Here is a 17,837-nt window from a genome sequence, read left to right as displayed (position 1 = left end):
CACAAATTAGTTTTAAGAGAGCTTGCTTGACATCATCATTGGAAGCATCAGATGCATTTAATTTAGCCAATGAAAAACTAAAAGAAATTTTTGGCGATGACAAAGTTTGTAAATGCACTTTAGGTGGAATTAATGGCATTGAGCAAACACATATTGTAAAAGAAATATGTCAAATAGATACTATAAATAATAAAAATTTACGAGATATTTTAAAGCAACACAATATAAAATTTCAAAATTGTGAATTTAGCTTTTTGGCAATAAACGATTTCAAAAATATAGAATTTAATAATTGTAAAATTGAAATGTTTGACTCTAATACATCTAATGCAAATATAAAAGAAAAATTAGTTTTTACAAAGTGTGAATTTTATTCAAAATCATATAATATAAACTTTGCTTCAACAAATTTTAAAAATATCGTTTTTAAAGAGTGCACTTTTAAATCAAATATAAATATAAAGAATGCTAAATTTCAAAATTTTATATTTATAAAGTGCGATGTTTTTGGCGATTTTATAGCTAACGACTGCACTTTTAAAAATGCAAAATTTAAAAATAATAAATTTAACGGCTTTGCTAATTTTAAAAATACTATTTTTAAAGACAATGCCTACTTTAACAATTCCGAATTTAAGCAATTTGCAGATTTTCATGAGTGCAAATTTAAAAAAATAGCTTCCTTTTACGGAACAAGATTTCATAAAACACCAAATTTTAGCAGTGTAACTTTCTTAGAAAAGCCGATTTTAATTAATATGAAATTTGATTCGCATAGCTTTAGTGGCATAAAACAAGATTGTGATGATGAGATAAAAAGAAGACTTGAAAACAACAAAGAAGCTACTGAAACAGAAATTTATCAAAAAGTATATTCTGACTTTAGAAACTCATTTTCTATATTAAAACACATGTTAAATCAAAATGAGAATCTAATAGACGCAAGCAACCATCACAAAGCAGAGCTTTATTGTAAGGAAATGGGACTTGATTATGAAATTAAAAATGATGAAAAATCAAGAGTAAATTTTAATAAAAACATAAACTCATTTGAAAAAAGAAATGTAAATTATTTATATTCTAAGATACTTTTAGTTGTATTTGCAGTTATCATGACAACCTCTTTATTCTTTTTGAAATTCTGTAAAGAATTCGGTTTTTTGGAGAGTTTTGTTTATTCATTGATTGGTAGCGTTGCATTATATGGCGCATATATAATAGTCGCAGGACTTACATACAGCATATTTAATATAAAATATTTTATTAATCTTATAAATATCACATTATTTAAAATGAAATTGCCAAATATAACTAAATGGGTTGAGGCGTTGCAATTATATCTATACCGAAAAACTAGTGATCATCATACAAATTTAAATAAAATTTTTCATTTTACTTTACTGATGATCGTAAGTTATTGGTCGTGTCTGTTTTGTATTAATACAATAGGCGAAATTGGTTTAAACGAAACAACATATTTTTGTTTAAATTTAATAACGCTTGCCCTGCTTATATTTATACCAATACTTAGTAGTGAAAAGATAAGCGACGTAGGCACTTTAGTTATCTCGTTTTTATTTACCATTTTTTTATTTATTATTTTTATCTTACAAAATATATCATATATAACTTTTGGTATTTTGCTGTATATGCTTATTTTTTCTTTTGCATATTTTATTTTTAATAGGAGTAACAACCTAGCAATTATCCTAACGAAAACTCTTACTTATACCGGATTTATTATAGTATTATTAAAGAGTCCAGAGCTTGTAAATCCAACATTAAACATATTTAATAAAGAAAATATAGAAAATAAAATTTTGTCAGAAAAGCTTGCTAAATTAGATTATAAAGATCTGGCAAATTTAACAAGACTATCGTTTGGGGATTACAATATCGATACAAATGTAACATTTCTAGAAAGCAATATAGTAAATCAAAGAGGGCTTATTATAGCTAACAAAACAACATTAGAGAATGTTTTAGGTATTTTGTTTCTAAAAAAAGAAAAAGAGGAATTGGATAAAATCCTAAAGAATCTCCCCAATAAAGACAATTTAAATACAACACTAAAAGAACCTAAAAATAGGAGTATTGCGCTAGATTTGATTTTTGCAGCAGATAAAGTACATAAACGCGGTCTTTACGATATGGAGATAAGTGATAAATTTAGGTTAAGATTTGGTCTTGCCGACGAAAAAGAGATCCAAAAAGAAGTAGATTTGATTATTTATAATCTTGCAAGAGTTGAAGATATATTGCAAAAAATAGCTCCTATCATAGAAAAACAAAAAAATTATCTTGACATTTACAATTCGATAAGACTAGATAAAATAAATTCACAAACATACAAATCGACATATATTTCATATGTTATTATTATGGTTTTGTGTTTGTATTCATTAACAAAAACATCACGTAAAAATTCGGTAGTATCATAGCCACAAGAATTGTAATTATTGGTAGGTAAAAAATGAGAATATTCTAAGTAGTTTAAAAACAACCGTTAGATACAATTATAGTAATTATAAAAAGAAAGAGAGTAAATGAAAGTAGTAAAACGCAACGGCAGAACAGAAGAGCTTGATATCAGCAAGATCAAAAAATACACAAACGAAGCGGTTCTAGGGCTTAGCAACGTAAGCCTTAGCGAGCTTGAGGTAGACGCGAAAATCCAGTTTAGAGATATGATAACTACTGAGGAAATTCAGCAAACTCTTATAAAAACAGCAGTCGACAAGATTGACATCGACCGCCCAAATTGGACATTTGTTGCTGCGAGACTATTTTTGTTCGACCTTTACCACAAAGTGACCGGCTTTAACGGCTACAATCACCTAAAAGACTACCTAGTAAAAGGCGAAAAAGTAGGCCGCATCATCCCTGGGCTAAAAGAGAAGTACGATCTTGAGGACCTAAACGCTTATATCAAGCCTGAGCGTGACCTTCAGTTTGCATACCTTGGTATCAAGACGCTTTATGACCGCTATCTCATAAAAGATAAGAATGGTATGCCAATCGAGCTGCCACAGCATATGTTTATGGCGATCGCGATGTTTCTTGCGCAAAACGAGCTAGACAGCCAAGGCTGGGCTAAGAAATTTTATGACCTCATCTCTAAATTTGAAGTAATGCTGGCCACCCCAACGCTCTCAAACGCAAGGACTACACGCCACCAGCTAAGCAGCTGTTACGTAGGCAGCACGCCTGATAATATCGAGGGCATTTTTGATAGCTACAAAGAGATGGCGCTACTTTCAAAATTTGGCGGCGGTATCGGCTGGGACTGGAGCAAGGTGCGTGCGATGGGTGGTAGTATCGACGGACACAAAAACGCAGCTGGCGGTATCATACCATTTTTAAAAGTGACAAACGACATCGCAGTGGCGGTCGATCAGCTAGGAACTAGAAAGGGCGCGATCGCTGTTTATATCGAGCCTTGGCACATGGACGTGAGCGATTTTCTCGACCTTCGCAAAAACTCAGGCGAGGAGAGACGCCGCGCACACGAGCTTTTCCCTGCGCTTTGGATAAACGACCTATTTATGAAGCGTGTCAAAGAAAATGGCCGCTGGAGCCTCTTTGACCCAGCTCAAGTAAGCGACCTTTGCGACCTTTACGGCGAGGAGTTTGAGAAGAGATATTTAGAGTATGAAAACGATGAAAATATCCAGAAAAACACCATTCTCGCAAAAGAGCTTTGGAAGAAAATTTTAACTAGCTATTTTGAAACGGGCATGCCGTTTTTGTGCTTCAAAGACAATGCCAACAAAACGAATCCAAACGACCACGAGGGCATCATCAGAAGCTCAAATTTATGTACCGAAATTTTCCAAAACACAGCGCCAAACTACTATAAGATCAAGATCACTTATGAAAACGGCGGCGAGGAGCTATTTGACGAAGAAGAAGACGTCACTGTCGATAGTGGCATAACTAAAAAGGCCAAAAAGCTTAGCGCGCTTGATAGCCTAAAAGGCAAGCAAATTTTTATCGTAGAAAAAGAGAGCATTGAGGGCAAAACGGCAGTTTGCAACCTTGCAAGTATAAATTTAAGCAAGATAAACAGCAAAGAGGACATCGAGCGTGTCGTGCCGATAGCCATCAGAATGCTTGATAACGTTATAGACCTAAATTTCTACCCACACAAAAAGGTAAAACACACAAACCTAGCTTCTCGCTCGATCGGCCTTGGTGTCATGGGTGAGGCGCAAATGCTAGCTGAGAAAAATGTAAAATGGGGCAGCTATGAGCATTTGGCGCTAATAGATAGCATAATGGAAAACATAAGCTTCAACGCGATCTACGCTAGCTCAAATTTAGCCGTAGAAAAGGGTATCTATCCAAAATTTGAAGGTTCAAAATGGAGTAAAGGCATCATGCCGATAGACACTGCAAACGAGAACGCAAAAGCGCTTTTAAACGACAAAGGCGGGCTATTTGACGAAAATGTCTGCGACTGGGACAAACTAAGAGAAAAGGTTAAGCGTGACGGAATGAGAAATGGCTACCTAATGGCGATCGCTCCAACTAGCTCGATCTCGATCCTTGTTGGCACTACTCAAACTATCGAGCCAGTCTATAAGCGCAAGTGGTTTGAGCACAACCTAAGCGGTATGATCCCAAATGTCGTGCCAAATTTAAGCCCTGATACTTGGCAGTTTTACACGCCAGCTTATGAGCTTGATCAGAGAATTCTTATAAAAGCAGGCGCGATCCGCCAAAAGTGGATCGATCAAGGTCAAAGTCTAAATATCTTCATGAGCTTAGACAAAGCAAGCGGCGGATATCTAAGTGAAATTTACACACTTGCATGGGAGCTTGGACTAAAATCAACCTACTATCTACGCTCAGAGTCACCAGACAGTGAAAAACTAAACGACGTAGCTGACCGCTCGATCGAGTGTGAGGGGTGTCAGTAAATTGTATATAAATTTATAATTGGCAAGGACTCAAAATGGTAGAAGAGGACTTTATAAAAATTATTGAAGTTGATGAAAGTGGAAAGTTAAAGCATAGAGAAAATACTAAATTAGAATTTTAAATTAGAATTTAAAGCCAACTATAATAAAAATGATCTAATAACGTATTCAAAAACGATGGTCGCCTTTGCTAATAAAAAAGGTGGCTATATAGTATTTGGAATTAGTGATAATCCAAGAAAAGCTAATGGTATGACAAATGATAATTTTGACAATATCGACAATAAAGATATTAGTGAAGTTCTTAATAACCACTTTTCTCCAGAAATAGAATTTGAAACTTATAGTTTTTCATTCAGTGGTAAAAAATTTGGTGTTTTCGAAGTAAATGAAAGTAATAATAAACCTGTAGTCTGCATAAAAACAGATGGGAAAAAAGACAATAAACCCATAATTAATGAATGTGATATTTTTTATAGATATAGTGCAAGAAGCGAAAGAATAAAATATCCAGACTTAAAAAGTATTTTTGATAATAATATAGAGTTAGAACGTATAAAATGGAAGGAACACATAGAAAAAATAGCAACTATAGGTCCAAGAAATATAAAAATGCTTGATTTGATTAGAGGTAAAGTTGTCTTGGATGGTGATAGAAGTATAGTTTTAGACAAAAAGCTATTAAAAAATATAAAATTTGTTGAAGAAGGAAAATTTGTTGAAAAAGATGGAGCCCCAACGTTAAAACTAGTCGGAGAAATTCAAAATGGGGAACTAATATGCCCAAAAATAAATCTAGAAGACGATTATTATACGGCAAAGGATTTATTTCAAGAATTAGATCTAAAATTTGCTACAATTTATATGCAACCTTTGGTACGCGAATTTGGTCTAGATAAACAAAATGGCTTCATGGAGACAAAGAAAGGAAATAAGTATTATAGTATTAAATGCTTAGAGTATCTAAGAAACAAAAAATAACAAATGATGATATAAAATCGCTGTGTAAAAAATACAAAAACTGATTTTCACGTTTTTAAATTTTTATAATAACTAAAATTAAAGCTAGAATTTTCAAATCTACTATTTTAAAAAGTAAAACTAAAATAATTATTTAAGTAAGATAATCAAAAATTAATTTAAAATACTTAAATAACGTAAATTTATGCTTTAAGAAAACTTCATAAAATTTTATATTTTTTGATAAATATTATTAAACAAAATAAAATAGTTATCTATTATTTAAGCTTTCTTGTCCTATACTTTTAAACTTTATATTGAAAAATTTAGAAGAAAGAGCGAGTAATGCGTGAGATTTTGAAGAGAGATGGCACAAGACAAGAATTTGTAGCATATAAGATAGTAGATGCGATAAAAAAAGCATTTGCTAGCGAAAATTTAGCTTATGATGAGAAAGTTTTTACAAATGTTGTCCAAGATATCTTTCAAAAATCAAGTGCGATAACAGTCGAAGACATCCAAGATGCGATCGAAAAAGAGCTATTTAATAGCGGATATTTCGATGTTTTAAAGAGCTTTATGCTCTACCGCCACACGCATAAGCTTCAACGTGAGCAAATTTTAGGCCTAAATGACGATACAACCTACATAAATTCAACTCAAACGATAAATGAGTATATAAACGGCACCGACTGGAGAATTTCTGCAAACTCAAATACAAGCTATTCAAACGCAGGGCTTATCAACAATACTGCCGGTAAAGTCATAGCAAACTACTGGCTAGACGCTGTTTATAGTAAAGAAGAGGGTCTTGCTCACAGAAACGGCGACTATCACATACATGATCTTGACTGCCTTACAGGATATTGTGCTGGTTGGAGCTTGCGAGCCTTGTTAAATGAGGGCTTTAACGGCGTTCGTGGCAGAGTTGAGAGTAAAGCACCAAAGCATTTTAGAGAGGCGCTTTATCAAATGGCAAATTTCTTAGGAATTTTGCAAAGTGAATGGGCTGGCGCTCAAGCGTTTTCTAGTTTTGATACCTACCTTGCACCTTATGTTTTCAAAGATGATCTAAGTGATGCTGAGATCAAAAAGGCGATCACTAGCTTTATTTTTAACTTAAATGTACCTGCGCGCTGGGGACAAAGTCCATTTACAAACGTAACTATCGACATCACTTGCCCAAGCGACCTAAGAGATCAGATCCCAACGAGCGATGATATACACCTTTTTTCAAATGTAAAAGATGAGAAAATTTTGAAAAAAGCAAACGAGCGTGGCAGAGAAAAACTAATCGATATGACTTATAAGGACTTTGAGCCTGAGATGGCACGCATAGACAAGGCATTTTATGAGGTTTTGACAGCTGGTGATAAGTGCTCACAGCCTTTTACATTTCCGATACCAACGGTAAATATTACAGAGGATTTTGATTGGGATAGCGGAGTGGCGGATGTACTCTTTGAAAATACTGCCAAAATGGGCTCAAGCTACTTTCAAAATTTTATCGGCTCACAATACACTTACGATGAAAATGGCAACAAGATAGAAAACGAAAAAGCCTACAAACCAGGACATGTCCGCTCTATGTGTTGCCGTTTGCAGCTTGATCTAAGAGAGCTTTTAAAACGAGGTGGTGGTCTTTTTGGTAGTGCTGAGATGACAGGCTCGATCGGAGTTGTGACTATAAATTTGGCTCGCCTTGGATACAACTACAAAGGCGATAAGGTCGCACTTTATAATAGACTTAGCTATCTTTTAGAACTAGCCAAATCGACACTTGAAAAAAAGCGCAAATTTATCCAAGAGATGTATGACAGAGGGCTTTATCCTTATACGGCTAGATATCTAAAGCACTTTAATAACCACTTTAGCACGATTGGCATAAATGGTATGAACGAGCTTCTTAGAAATTTCACAAATGATAAGGAGAATATCTCAACAAAATTTGGACGCGATTTTGCTATTGAGATGGTTGAGTTTTTGCGCGATAAGATAAGGACATTTCAAGAAGAGACTGGAAATTTATATAACCTTGAGGCGACTCCAGCTGAGGGCACAACGTACCGCTTTGCCAAAGAGGATAAAAAGCGCTATCCAGACATCATCCAAGCAGGCGGCGGGGAGAATATTTACTACACAAACTCAACCCAACTTCCAGCAAATTTTACAGACGATGCTTACGAGGCACTTGATTTGCAAGATGATCTTCAGACTTCATACACTGGTGGCACAGTATTTCACCTTTATATGAAAGAAAGGATCAGCTCACCTAAAGCTTGTAAAGAGCTTGTAAAGAGCATAATCTCAAATTATAAGCTTCCATACATCACGATAACGCCAGTATTTAGCGTTTGTTCAAAACATGGCTACATTGCTGGAGAGCATGAATTTTGTCCGCTTTGTGATGCAGAATTAATAGAAAAAGAGAAAAACAATTCCAAATAAGGAGAGGAAATGACAGAAAAAGAAATTTTGGAAAAAGTACAAGACAAACGCACAAAATGCGTAGTCTATACTCGTGTTATGGGTTATCATCGCCCAGTTGAGAGCTTTAACCTTGGTAAAAAAGGCGAGCATAAAGAGCGTATTAAATTTGATGAATACGCAAGTTGCTGCAAAAGATAATCACCGCAGCCAATAAAAACATAAAAACTCAAATAAAAAAGGCACAATCTTCTGTGCCTTTTAAATCTCAAAAGGTCCATAAATTTGCATAAAGTCTTTAGTATAACGCCATTTACTACGCTTGATTATCCAGACAAAGTGGCTGCGGTAGTTTGGTTTGCAGGCTGTAATATGCGATGCGTGTATTGCTACAATATAGAAGTTGTAAATTCAAATGGCAATATAGAAATGGCTGAGGTTTGTAACTTTTTAGACCGCCGCATAGGTAAGCTAAATGGCATCGTCTTTAGCGGTGGCGAATGCACGGCAAATCCTTTGTTTTTAAAACTTGCAAGAGAGGTTAAGTCAAGAAATTTTTGCCTAAAGGTCGATACAAATGGCTCTCATATTGAGATTTTAAAAGAGGCGATAGGCGAAGGGCTGATTGACTATATCGCACTTGATTTTAAAGCACCAAAAGAGAAATTTATAGGCGTAACTGGCTCAAATTTATATGAAAAATTTATTAGCACACTAAAATATCTGCTTGAGATAAATTTTGATTTTGAAGTAAGAACAACCGTGCATGCAGATTTTTTAGATGAAACAGATATTTCTTTGATGTCTGAAATTCTTTATGACCTTGGATATAGAGGTAATTATTATTTGCAAAAATTCCTTAGCACAGGTGAAAATTTTGGAAATTTGGTTGATGCTAAAAGCAGCTTTGATCCGAAAAAAATCATCTCGAAACTTCCTATCAAACTAAGAAATTTTTAAATTTCTACTCATTATTTTTAACAAAAATTTTTGCTTTGCAAAACTATAATCATTAAAACTAATAAGGAGAAACTATGCAAAATTTTAGCTTTTTAAACCCTACAAAAATAGAATTTGGCAAAGATAAAGAGCAAAATATCGGCAGATACATGAAAGAATTTGGCGTTAAAAAGACGCTCATCATATATGGCAGTGAGAGGATCAAACAAAATGGTCTTTTTGACCTAGCAGCAAAGAGCTTAAGTGCAAATGGTGTCGAGTTTTACAAGATCGGTGGTGTGAAGTCAAATCCAGTGCTAAGCAAGGTGAATGAGGCTATAAATTTAGCAAAAAAACAAGGCGTCGATAGTGTGCTAGCCATAGGCGGTGGCTCAGTGCTTGACACGGCAAAGGCCGTGGCTGCTGGAGCTAAATATAACGGCGACGTTTGGGACTTTTTTACCGGCAAAGATCCAAGCGAAGCGCTTATGATCTTTGACATCATAACGCTTGCTGCAACTGGCTCAGAGATGAATGGCGGCTCGGTCGTCACAAACGAAGCCACAAAAGAGAAATTTGCCATGCACGGCACTTGTCTTTACCCAAAAGTATCGGTGGTAAATCCGCTTCTTCAAGCAAGCGTTAGCAAGGAGTACTTGGTCTATTCAGCCTCTGACATCATCGCTCACAGCATCGAGGGCTACTTTACGGCGAGCGTTCAGCCTGAGATCATAAATTTATACATCGAAGCAAACATCAAAACCGTCATGAAAACGACTGAAATTTTACTAAAAGAGCCAGAAAACTATGGCGCTAGAAGCGAGTTTGCTTGGGCTGCTACGATGGCGCTAAATGGCTTAACTTACGTCGGCACGGCTGGTTACTCTTATCCAAATCACATGATCGAGCACGCCATAGGTGCAGTGGTTGATTGCGCGCACGGGGCTGGGCTAAGTGTGGTGATGCCAGCTTGGATGAAGTGGTATAAGAGTAGAAATTTAAAGGCATTTAAGCGCTTTGGCAAAGAAATTTTTGGCGTGGATGACGCAGACGAGGCTATTAAAAAGCTAAAAGAGTGGTTTAGCAAGATCGGCACGCCAACAAGTCTCATCGAAATTGGCGTTGATGAGACAAATTTAGACGAGATCATGGCACTAGTTTATGACTATGCCAAGGGCAGGGGCTTGGAGCAAATTTATACAAAAGAGGCAATAAGTGAAATTTTTGCCTTAGCGAGATAGAATTTATCTAAATTTACAAAGGAAAGATATGAAAAAGATCGCCCTTATAGCTGGAGCTAGCGGTGCTGTGGGAAGTGAAATTTTAAAAGATTTATGCGAGAGTGAGCACTATAGCAAGGTGGTTGCTCTCGTTAGGCATGAGCTAGAATTTACTCACGAAAAGCTTGAAGTAAAAGTAATAAATTTTGACGAGCTAAAAGATGAGGTGCCATTTATCGCTGATGATGTCTTTTGCGCGCTTGGTACGACGATGAAAGTGGCAAAGCACAAAGAGCAGTTTTATAAAGTCGATGTGACCTATCCGCTAAATTTTGCAAAATTTGGCTTGGAGTGCGGGGCAAAACGCTTTGTCTTGCTCTCGGCTGCAGGTGCTAGCAGAAAGTCAGGCTCATTTTACCTAAAGGCAAAAGGCCAAGCAGAAGCAAAGATAAAAGAGCTTGGATATAGCTCATTTCACATCGTTAGGCTGCCGCTTATTGAGGCTGAGAGGAAGGAATTTAGGCTTGGCGAGTACATGGCGATAAAGGCGTTTAAATTTATCCCAAAAGGCTTTTTTGACGAGTATCGTCCGATGAAGGCGGCTGATATCGCTAAAGTGATCGTGCAAGTAGCGCAAGATGACCACAGCGAGGGTGTCAAAATTTATAGCCCGATGGAGTACGCGAAGTGAAAAGATACATCGCCATCACTGGAGCAAGCTCAGGTATAGGAGCAGCCGCGGCAAAGGCATTTGCAAGGCGCGGGGAGAATTTGATCCTTGTTGCTAGACGTGGTGAGCTTTTAGAAAATTTAAAAAGCGAGATAGTTAAATTTTCGGGTGTTGATGTTGTCATAGATATTTGCGACCTCTCAAAGCAAGAAAATGTCCTCTCTCTTTGGCGAAATTTAGAAAAATTTGAGCTAAAAGCGCTTATAAATAACGCTGGCTTTGGCGACTATAATAAGGTCGGCGAGCAAAATTTAGAAAAAGTGGCGCAGATGATAAATTTAAATATTATCTCACTTGTCACGCTCTCAACGCTCTTTACTAAAAAGTATAAAGACAAAGATACACAGCTTATAAATATCTCTTCGATAGGTGGCTATAAGATCGTGCCAAACGCCGTCACATACTGCGCTAGCAAATTTTTCGTAAGTGCCTTTAGCGAGGGGCTTTACCACGAGCTAGCACAGGACAAGCAGGCAAAGATGCAGGCAAAAGTGCTAGCCCCAGCTGCTACAAAGACAGAATTTGGCATGGTAGCAACCAGCAAAAAGAGCTACGACTACGACAAGGCGTTTAAAAAGTACCACACGAGTGAAGAGATGGCGGAGTTTTTGCTTCGTCTTTATGATAGCCATTACTGCGTTGGCGCGGTGGATAGAGATAGCTTTGAGTTTAGTCTAAGTAAGCCAAAATTTGACTACGCTATCAAATACGAGCCAAAAGATAACTAGGCGCTAAAGCCCTGGTAGCCTACGCCAAGGCTAGTAAAGCAAAAGTAGGACAAAATGAAAAGGCAGATCATGAAATGCGTTAGAGTTGCTATTTTAGGGGTTTGTTTGGTAGGCGCTTGCTTTGGCAGCGAGCTTAAATTTGATGAGAGTAAATTTGAGCTAAAAAGCGTACAAGTTGGCGAGAAGACGCTTAAATTTAGAGCCTACGAGGGCATAGTCTATGTGGCAAAGCCAGCTAGCGACTACGAGGTGCTAAATTTCTACGTGCCAGAGGGTAAATTTGACGATAAAACTACGGCTATTTTTATGCCAAATGGCATAGGCGGCTACATGCCAGCCAAACCTCAAAAGCCAGAAACCAAAAACGAAAAGCCAAATGCCACTCTTGAAGCGCTTCTTAGAGGCTACGTCGTGGCAAGCGTTGGCGCTAGGGGCAGGACGCTAAAAGATGGCGAGAAATTCATCGGCAAAGCCCCAGCTGCGATAGTTGATCTAAAAGCGGCCGTTAGATATCTTAAATTTAACGACAAATTTATGCCAGGCGACGCAAATAAGATCATCTCAAACGGCACGAGCGCAGGCGGTGCGATGTCGGCACTTCTTGGCGTTAGTGCAGAGGCAAAAGAGTATGAGCCATATCTTAAAGAGCTAGGAGCTGCAAGAGCAGAAGATCAAATTTATGCCGTCTCAGCCTACTGCCCTGTTACAAATTTAGAGCATGAGGATGAGGCGTATGAGTGGATGTTTGGGGATTTGGATAAATTTGAGAGGATTGATTTTTCAAGTCCTGATGCGAGCTCTTTTAACGACAGGAGTAAAAAGCCAAAGATGATCACAGGCGAGCTAAACGCCACGCAAAAAGAGCTCTCACGTGAGCTAAAGAGTAAATTTCCAGCCTATCTAAACTCACTAAATTTAAAAGACACCAAGGGTCATGCGTTAAGTCTTGATGAAAAGCGCGAGGGCAGCTTCAAAGAGTATATAAACGCCCTGCTTTCAAGAGCATTTACAGCTTCAAAGAGTGGTGATAAAAATACGCTAACACCTAAATTTATCACGCTTGACACGCAGGGCTGCCAGCTTGGATATACTTTTAAATTTGAAGACTTTATCGCCTCGCTAAAACGTGCTAAAGCACCAGTCGCCTTTGACGGCCTTGGGCTAGAAAATCCTGAAAACGACCTTTTTGGCGATAGCAAAACGCCCGCAAAGCACTTTACTAAATTTGCAAAAGAGCGAAGTGGCGGCGAGATGGCAGAGGCTGGCGTCATAAAGATGATGAATGCGATGAACTACGTCAAAAATAAAAATTCGGCGAAATTTTACCGCATAAGACAGGGCACAAACGACACCGACTTAGCCCTTGCCGTACCTGCTATGCTCGCGCTTTCGCTTAAAAATGCTGGCAAAGAGGTTGATTTTGAAGCGGTCTGGGGACAAGGACATGGTGGCGACTACGACCTTGATGAGCTTTTTGCTTGGATGAAAAGAGTGGTAGAAAGATAAATTTATAGGAGTTTTGATGTTTAAAAAACTATTTTTATTAGTACTTTTGGCGACTTTTGCCTTTGGAGCGGAGGCAAAAGTGAGCTTACACGAGCTACTAGCGACGCCAAATAATAAGACTTTGCTAAAAGAGCTTGGCAGGGAAAATATTCTTAGCTCCAAGAGCGAACCAGGCACGCAGGCGATATTTTTCATGAGCGCAAAGAGTAAGCCGGAGCTATTTTATGTGCTTGAGTTTTACAAGGATGAGGCAACTTATAAAAAGTATACTAGCTCAGAGCACTTTAAAAAATTTGCAAGTGAGAGTGCTGAAATTTTAGCTAGTAAAAAGGCTTTTAGCGTAAAAAAACGAGCTGCTTTTTCTAAAAATTTAACCCCAGAGCGCCTAAAAGATGCCTACTTTCACATGACAAATTTAAGCCTAAAAGCAAAAAGCGATGCGAAATTTGAAAAGATCATCAAAAAATATATGCAAAAAAGCGTAGATGAGGGCACACTAGCCCAGTTTGCATTTAGCCTAAAAGAGACACCTAACAAGTGGGTGATGGTTGAAATTTACAAAGATGAGTCTAGCTTTGAGAGCTACCGCCACAGCGAAAATTACAAAGCTTATGCCAAAGAGCGAGCAGGGCTCATAGATGAATTTGATGGCTTTGCTCTCAAGAACGAGACCTCATTTAGCAAGGTAAAATTTTAGGAGATTTATGAAGAAAATTTCACTTTTTTGTGCACTAGCACTTGTTAGTAGCACGGCTTTTGCCCTTGATAAGGCAGGATGCGAGAGTTTAAAAGATGTGAAAATTTTAAACAACGAGATGATAGATGCGGTGTGAATGAGAGTGGAGATACCAGCAAGGCAAGTAGCTTTGTTTGCAAGTAAATTTAAGGAGAGAAAATGAGTGAAATTTTAGTTGTATCAGGTCACACTGACCTTGAAAATTCCTTTGCAAATAAGATAATTTTGAGTGAGCTAAAAAAGCAGGTGTCAGAGGCTAAATTTGACATACTAAGCGAGCTTTATAAAAACTATGCTATCGACGTAAAAGCCGAGCAAGAAAAGCTAGTAAAGGCCGATATGATCGTACTTGTTTATCCATTTTTCTGGTACGGCGTGCCATCACTTTTGCAAAAGTGGTTTGAAGATGTGCTAGTTCATGGCTTCTCTCATGGCAGTAAGGGAGATAAGCTACATGGCAAAAAGCTAGTGCTTTCATTTACCTCTGGTGCGTCTGAGGAGCTTTATAAAAAAGATGCGCTTCAGCGCTACGAGATAGAGGAATTTTTGCCGCCACTTAAGGCACTAGCAAATACTTGTGGCATGGAGTTTGCAGGATATGTTTATAGCGGAGGGCTATCATATCAGAGTAGGCACGATGAGGCAAAGCTTGCTTTGATGAAGCAAAAGGCGCTTGATCATGCAAAGAGGCTAGGCGAGCTGATAGGTAAAATTTCATGATACCAGCAAAATTTTATAAATATGTTTTTGCGTTTATAATGTCAGCATTTATGGCGTTTTTTATGTCATTTGTGCTGACATATTTAAATCTTGGTTTTATTGATGGCTTTGTAAAAATTTGGCTAACCGCTTACGTAAAAGCCTTTGTGGTAGCGTATCCTGTGCTTTTGCTAGTCTCTCCATTTGTAACGAAACTCACACAAATTTTATGCAAAGAATAAAATAATAATATACGTTATCAATAAAAATTATTATTTACTTATTTTAATTATTTGGTTATAATCCGATCAAAATTTATCAAAATAGGAGTCAAAATGAGACAGTACGAAACATACAAATGCGAGAAATGCGGCAACGAGATCGAGGTACAAAAAGTTGGTGGCGGCACACTAACCTGTTGCGGCGAAGAGATGAAATGTGTGACTGAAAATTTAACAGCGGTAAATTTGATGAAGGCATTTGCTGGTGAGTCACAAGCTAGAAACAAGTATGAGCTTTATGGTGATCTAGCCAAAGAAGCAGGCTATCATGCTATTGCTAGACACTTTTACGAAGCAGCTGAAAATGAAAAATGGCACGCAAGAGCAGAGTTTAAAAAATATCACGAGCTAATGAACGATCCGATCGATAAGATGGATAAAAATTTACTTGATGCGGCAGCTGGCGAAAACTACGAGCATACAACGATGTATCCAGACTTTGCAAAGATCGCAAAAGAAGAAGAGCTAAGAGATGTTGAGAGGCTATTTAACGCGATCGGCAAGGTAGAGGTTGAGCATGAGAGGGAGTATCTAGAGCTTAAAAAGATGCTTGATGAAGAGGGCTTTTTTGAGAGCGACGAGGAAGATATCTGGGTTTGTGAGGTGTGCGGACACGTTCACAGAGGCAAAAAAGCTCCAGGTGCTTGCCCGCTTTGCAAAGCTCCAAAAGAGTATTTTAAGCGCGAATTCCTAGGCTAAAAAGCCAAAATAGTCAAGGTGTTTACCTTGACTATTAATTTAAGTTATAAAATATTATAAAAATGATACAATCCTTTCAAATTTTCACAAGGAGAAAGAGATGAAAAAATCACTTTTAGTTTTAGCTACTCTTGGCTTTGCACTAAGCCTAAACGCTGCAGATCTTACAGATACTTGCAAATCATACTTCTCAGATATCGACAAAATGGTCGAAGCTTACAAAAAAGCCGGTCAAGAGCAACAAGTAAAAATTTATGAAGATCAAAAGAAACAATCAATGGAACAATTTGCTGCACTTCCAAAAGAGCAACAAGACGCTACTTGCAAACAAGCTAAAGAGATGTTTGCTCAAGTAATGGAACAAATGAAAAAACAAGGTCTTTTAAAATAAATTTTATGGCTAGTTTTTCTAGCCATATCCTAATCCTCTTTTTCTAATTCGTTATTTACGCCGATCTCTTTTACTTCTATATCTTTTTGATCGTCTGGAGACAAGCGTTTAAAATTTTCAAGTCTACTAACAAGACCATCTCTACCACTAAAACTTGATGCAAGGGCGTTAAAATGTTTGTTTGCAGTATTTAGTGTATTGCTAAGTCTATTCATGTGCTCGGCTACATTGCGGACTTTATCATAAATTTTAATCGCACTCTTTACGATATTTTTGGCCTCTTCATTGCCACGCTCTATGCGCCATAAATTTGCCACTGTGCGAAGAATAGGCATAAGCGTAGTGTGAGATACTAGTATTACGCGCTTTTGAAATGCGTAGTCAAAAAGTGAACTATCAAATTTCATAGCTTCGATATATGCTGGCTCAATTGGTATAAACATCAATACAAAATCAGGACTATCAGGTACGATCTCACCGTAATTTTTGCTATTTAAGCTATCTATGTGATTTTTCATAGAAGCAATATGCTCTTTTAATGCTAAATTTAGCTCCTCCTCATTGCTGGCTGTGATAGCCTTTTCGTAAGCTATAAGTGAGACTTTAGAATCAACTATTAGATGCTTGCCATCTGGTATCTTTACTATAAAATCAGGAATAAGACGTTTGCCTTCTTCGTTTTTGAAATTTTGTTGTGTCAAGTAATGCTCATCTTTTACAAGTCCAGAAGCCTCAAATGTGCGTTCAAGCTGTATTTCACCCCAGTTTCCAAGTGTTTTATTGCTACCTTTTAATGCAGTGGCTAACGAGTTTGCCTCTTTTGACATCGAGATACCAATCTCACTTATGTGCTTAATCTGCGTTCCTAGCGCGCTCATGCCTTTAACGGATTCGTCGTGGACTGCATTTACGCGCTCTTGAAAGGTTGAAATTTGCTCCTTTAGCGGCTTTAGTAAAAGATCTAAAGAATTTTGGCTATTTTGTGTGAAATTTGCACTTTTTTCTTCAAATATTTTATTTGCAAGATTAGAAAATTCCAAATTTAACTCATTTTTTACTTTTAATAAATTTGCCTCTTGCTCTTTTAGGCTATTTTCTTTTGCTTCTATTTCATTTCTAAGCACAGCCATATCACGTTTTAATCTATTTTCTCGCTCACTTGCTTCAGCTAAAGCATTTTTATTTTGATTTAGCTCGGCTAGAGTTGCAGTGAAATTTGCCTCGTTATTCTTAGCTCGTTCATTTGCTGTACCGATACTCTCTTTAAGCTCATTTATCACGCGCTCCATCGCATCTTCAGCTTCGTCTTTTTGTGCTATTTTGGCTTTTAGCGTATCTATCTCACTGCTAAGCTCGTCTATTCGCTCGTGATTTGACATAAGCCTTGCTTTTTGCTCGCTGATTAGTTGCAGATTTTCACTATTTTTAGATACTAAATTTGTTAGATTTGATGAAATTTCAAAATTTTCTTGCTCTTTTTGTGTCAAATTTCTTTTTAGCTCGAGTTTGTCTCTATTAAATGAGTAGATAACAAATATCGCAATCAAAAATAGTACTCCTAAAAATATGGCGGCATAAAAATAGAAATCTTGTTGCATT

14 protein-coding genes and 2 pseudogenes are annotated in these 17,837 nt (G+C 37.2%); 15 read left to right on the top strand and 1 reads right to left on the bottom strand.

The features are described 5' to 3' along the window. Window positions 1-26 precede the first annotated feature (26 nt). The 15 genes and pseudogenes from MTT30_RS08140 to MTT30_RS08070 all read left to right on the top strand — a co-directional run bounded on the left by MTT30_RS08140 (window position 27) and on the right by MTT30_RS08070 (window position 16,238). Entirely contained in the window at window positions 27-2,441 is a 2,415-nt protein-coding gene (locus tag MTT30_RS08140) for a pentapeptide repeat-containing protein (protein WP_429801594.1), read from the top strand. Window positions 2,442-2,546: 105 nt separating this feature from the next. Further along, window positions 2,547-4,922, top strand: a complete 2,376-nt coding sequence (locus MTT30_RS08135) for a ribonucleoside-diphosphate reductase subunit alpha (RefSeq protein WP_429801593.1) — start codon at window positions 2,547-2,549, stop codon at window positions 4,920-4,922. Window positions 4,923-5,054: 132 nt separating this feature from the next. Next, window positions 5,055-5,903, top strand: a pseudogene (locus MTT30_RS08130) (ATP-binding protein); the annotation flags it as partial. Between the two features lie 324 nt (window positions 5,904-6,227). After that, window positions 6,228-8,510: pseudogene (locus MTT30_RS08125) on the top strand (ribonucleoside triphosphate reductase). An 84-nt stretch (window positions 8,511-8,594) separates the two neighbouring features. Further along, window positions 8,595-9,269, top strand: a complete 675-nt coding sequence (locus tag MTT30_RS08120; RefSeq protein WP_429801592.1) for an anaerobic ribonucleoside-triphosphate reductase activating protein — start codon at window positions 8,595-8,597, stop codon at window positions 9,267-9,269. A 74-nt stretch (window positions 9,270-9,343) separates the two neighbouring features. Next, window positions 9,344-10,489 (top strand): iron-containing alcohol dehydrogenase, encoded by a 1,146-nt coding sequence (locus MTT30_RS08115; protein WP_429801591.1) that lies wholly within the window; start codon window positions 9,344-9,346, stop codon window positions 10,487-10,489. A gap of 28 nt (window positions 10,490-10,517) precedes the next feature. Further along, window positions 10,518-11,159 (top strand): NAD(P)H-binding protein, encoded by a 642-nt coding sequence (locus MTT30_RS08110; protein WP_429801590.1) that lies wholly within the window; start codon window positions 10,518-10,520, stop codon window positions 11,157-11,159. Then, window positions 11,156-11,926, top strand: a complete 771-nt coding sequence (locus MTT30_RS08105) for an SDR family NAD(P)-dependent oxidoreductase (RefSeq protein ID WP_429801589.1) — start codon at window positions 11,156-11,158, stop codon at window positions 11,924-11,926. Before MTT30_RS08110 ends, MTT30_RS08105 begins: the two co-directional genes overlap by 4 nt. Window positions 11,927-11,995: 69 nt before the next feature. Continuing rightward, entirely contained in the window at window positions 11,996-13,432 is a 1,437-nt protein-coding gene (locus MTT30_RS08100) for a subtype B tannase (RefSeq protein WP_429801588.1), read from the top strand. A gap of 16 nt (window positions 13,433-13,448) precedes the next feature. Further along, window positions 13,449-14,129, top strand: coding sequence for a putative quinol monooxygenase (locus MTT30_RS08095; protein WP_429801587.1), 681 nt, complete (start codon window positions 13,449-13,451; stop codon window positions 14,127-14,129). Window positions 14,130-14,136: 7 nt separating this feature from the next. Then, the gene (locus tag MTT30_RS08090; protein WP_258030422.1) at window positions 14,137-14,265 is read left to right on the top strand and encodes a hypothetical protein; all 129 of its coding nucleotides are present in this window, start codon (window positions 14,137-14,139) and stop codon (window positions 14,263-14,265) included. Window positions 14,266-14,327: 62 nt separating this feature from the next. Further along, window positions 14,328-14,888 (top strand): NAD(P)H-dependent oxidoreductase, encoded by a 561-nt coding sequence (locus MTT30_RS08085; RefSeq protein ID WP_429801586.1) that lies wholly within the window; start codon window positions 14,328-14,330, stop codon window positions 14,886-14,888. Beyond that, window positions 14,885-15,109, top strand: a complete 225-nt coding sequence (locus tag MTT30_RS08080; RefSeq protein ID WP_429801585.1) for a DUF2798 domain-containing protein — start codon at window positions 14,885-14,887, stop codon at window positions 15,107-15,109. Before MTT30_RS08085 ends, MTT30_RS08080 begins: the two co-directional genes overlap by 4 nt. Window positions 15,110-15,202: 93 nt before the next feature. Beyond that, window positions 15,203-15,847, top strand: coding sequence for a ferritin family protein (locus tag MTT30_RS08075; RefSeq protein ID WP_021091887.1), 645 nt, complete (start codon window positions 15,203-15,205; stop codon window positions 15,845-15,847). Window positions 15,848-15,947: 100 nt separating this feature from the next. Beyond that, window positions 15,948-16,238 (top strand): DUF5339 domain-containing protein, encoded by a 291-nt coding sequence (locus MTT30_RS08070; protein ID WP_429801584.1) that lies wholly within the window; start codon window positions 15,948-15,950, stop codon window positions 16,236-16,238. 29 nt (window positions 16,239-16,267) lie between these two features. On the opposite strand, the gene rmuC is transcribed toward MTT30_RS08070, so the two are convergent. Further along, a complete protein-coding gene (gene rmuC, locus MTT30_RS08065) occupies window positions 16,268-17,836 on the bottom strand; it encodes a DNA recombination protein RmuC (RefSeq protein WP_429801583.1) in 1,569 nt (522 codons plus the stop codon). Window position 17,837 lies beyond the last annotated feature (1 nt).

The sequence above is a fragment of the Campylobacter concisus genome, assembly GCF_050447445.1.
In the GTDB taxonomy this organism is placed as follows: Bacteria; Campylobacterota; Campylobacteria; order Campylobacterales; family Campylobacteraceae; genus Campylobacter_A; species Campylobacter_A concisus_BI.
The sequence above is the reverse complement of the archived record's forward strand: the minus strand, read 5'-3'. Positions and strand labels throughout refer to the sequence as shown.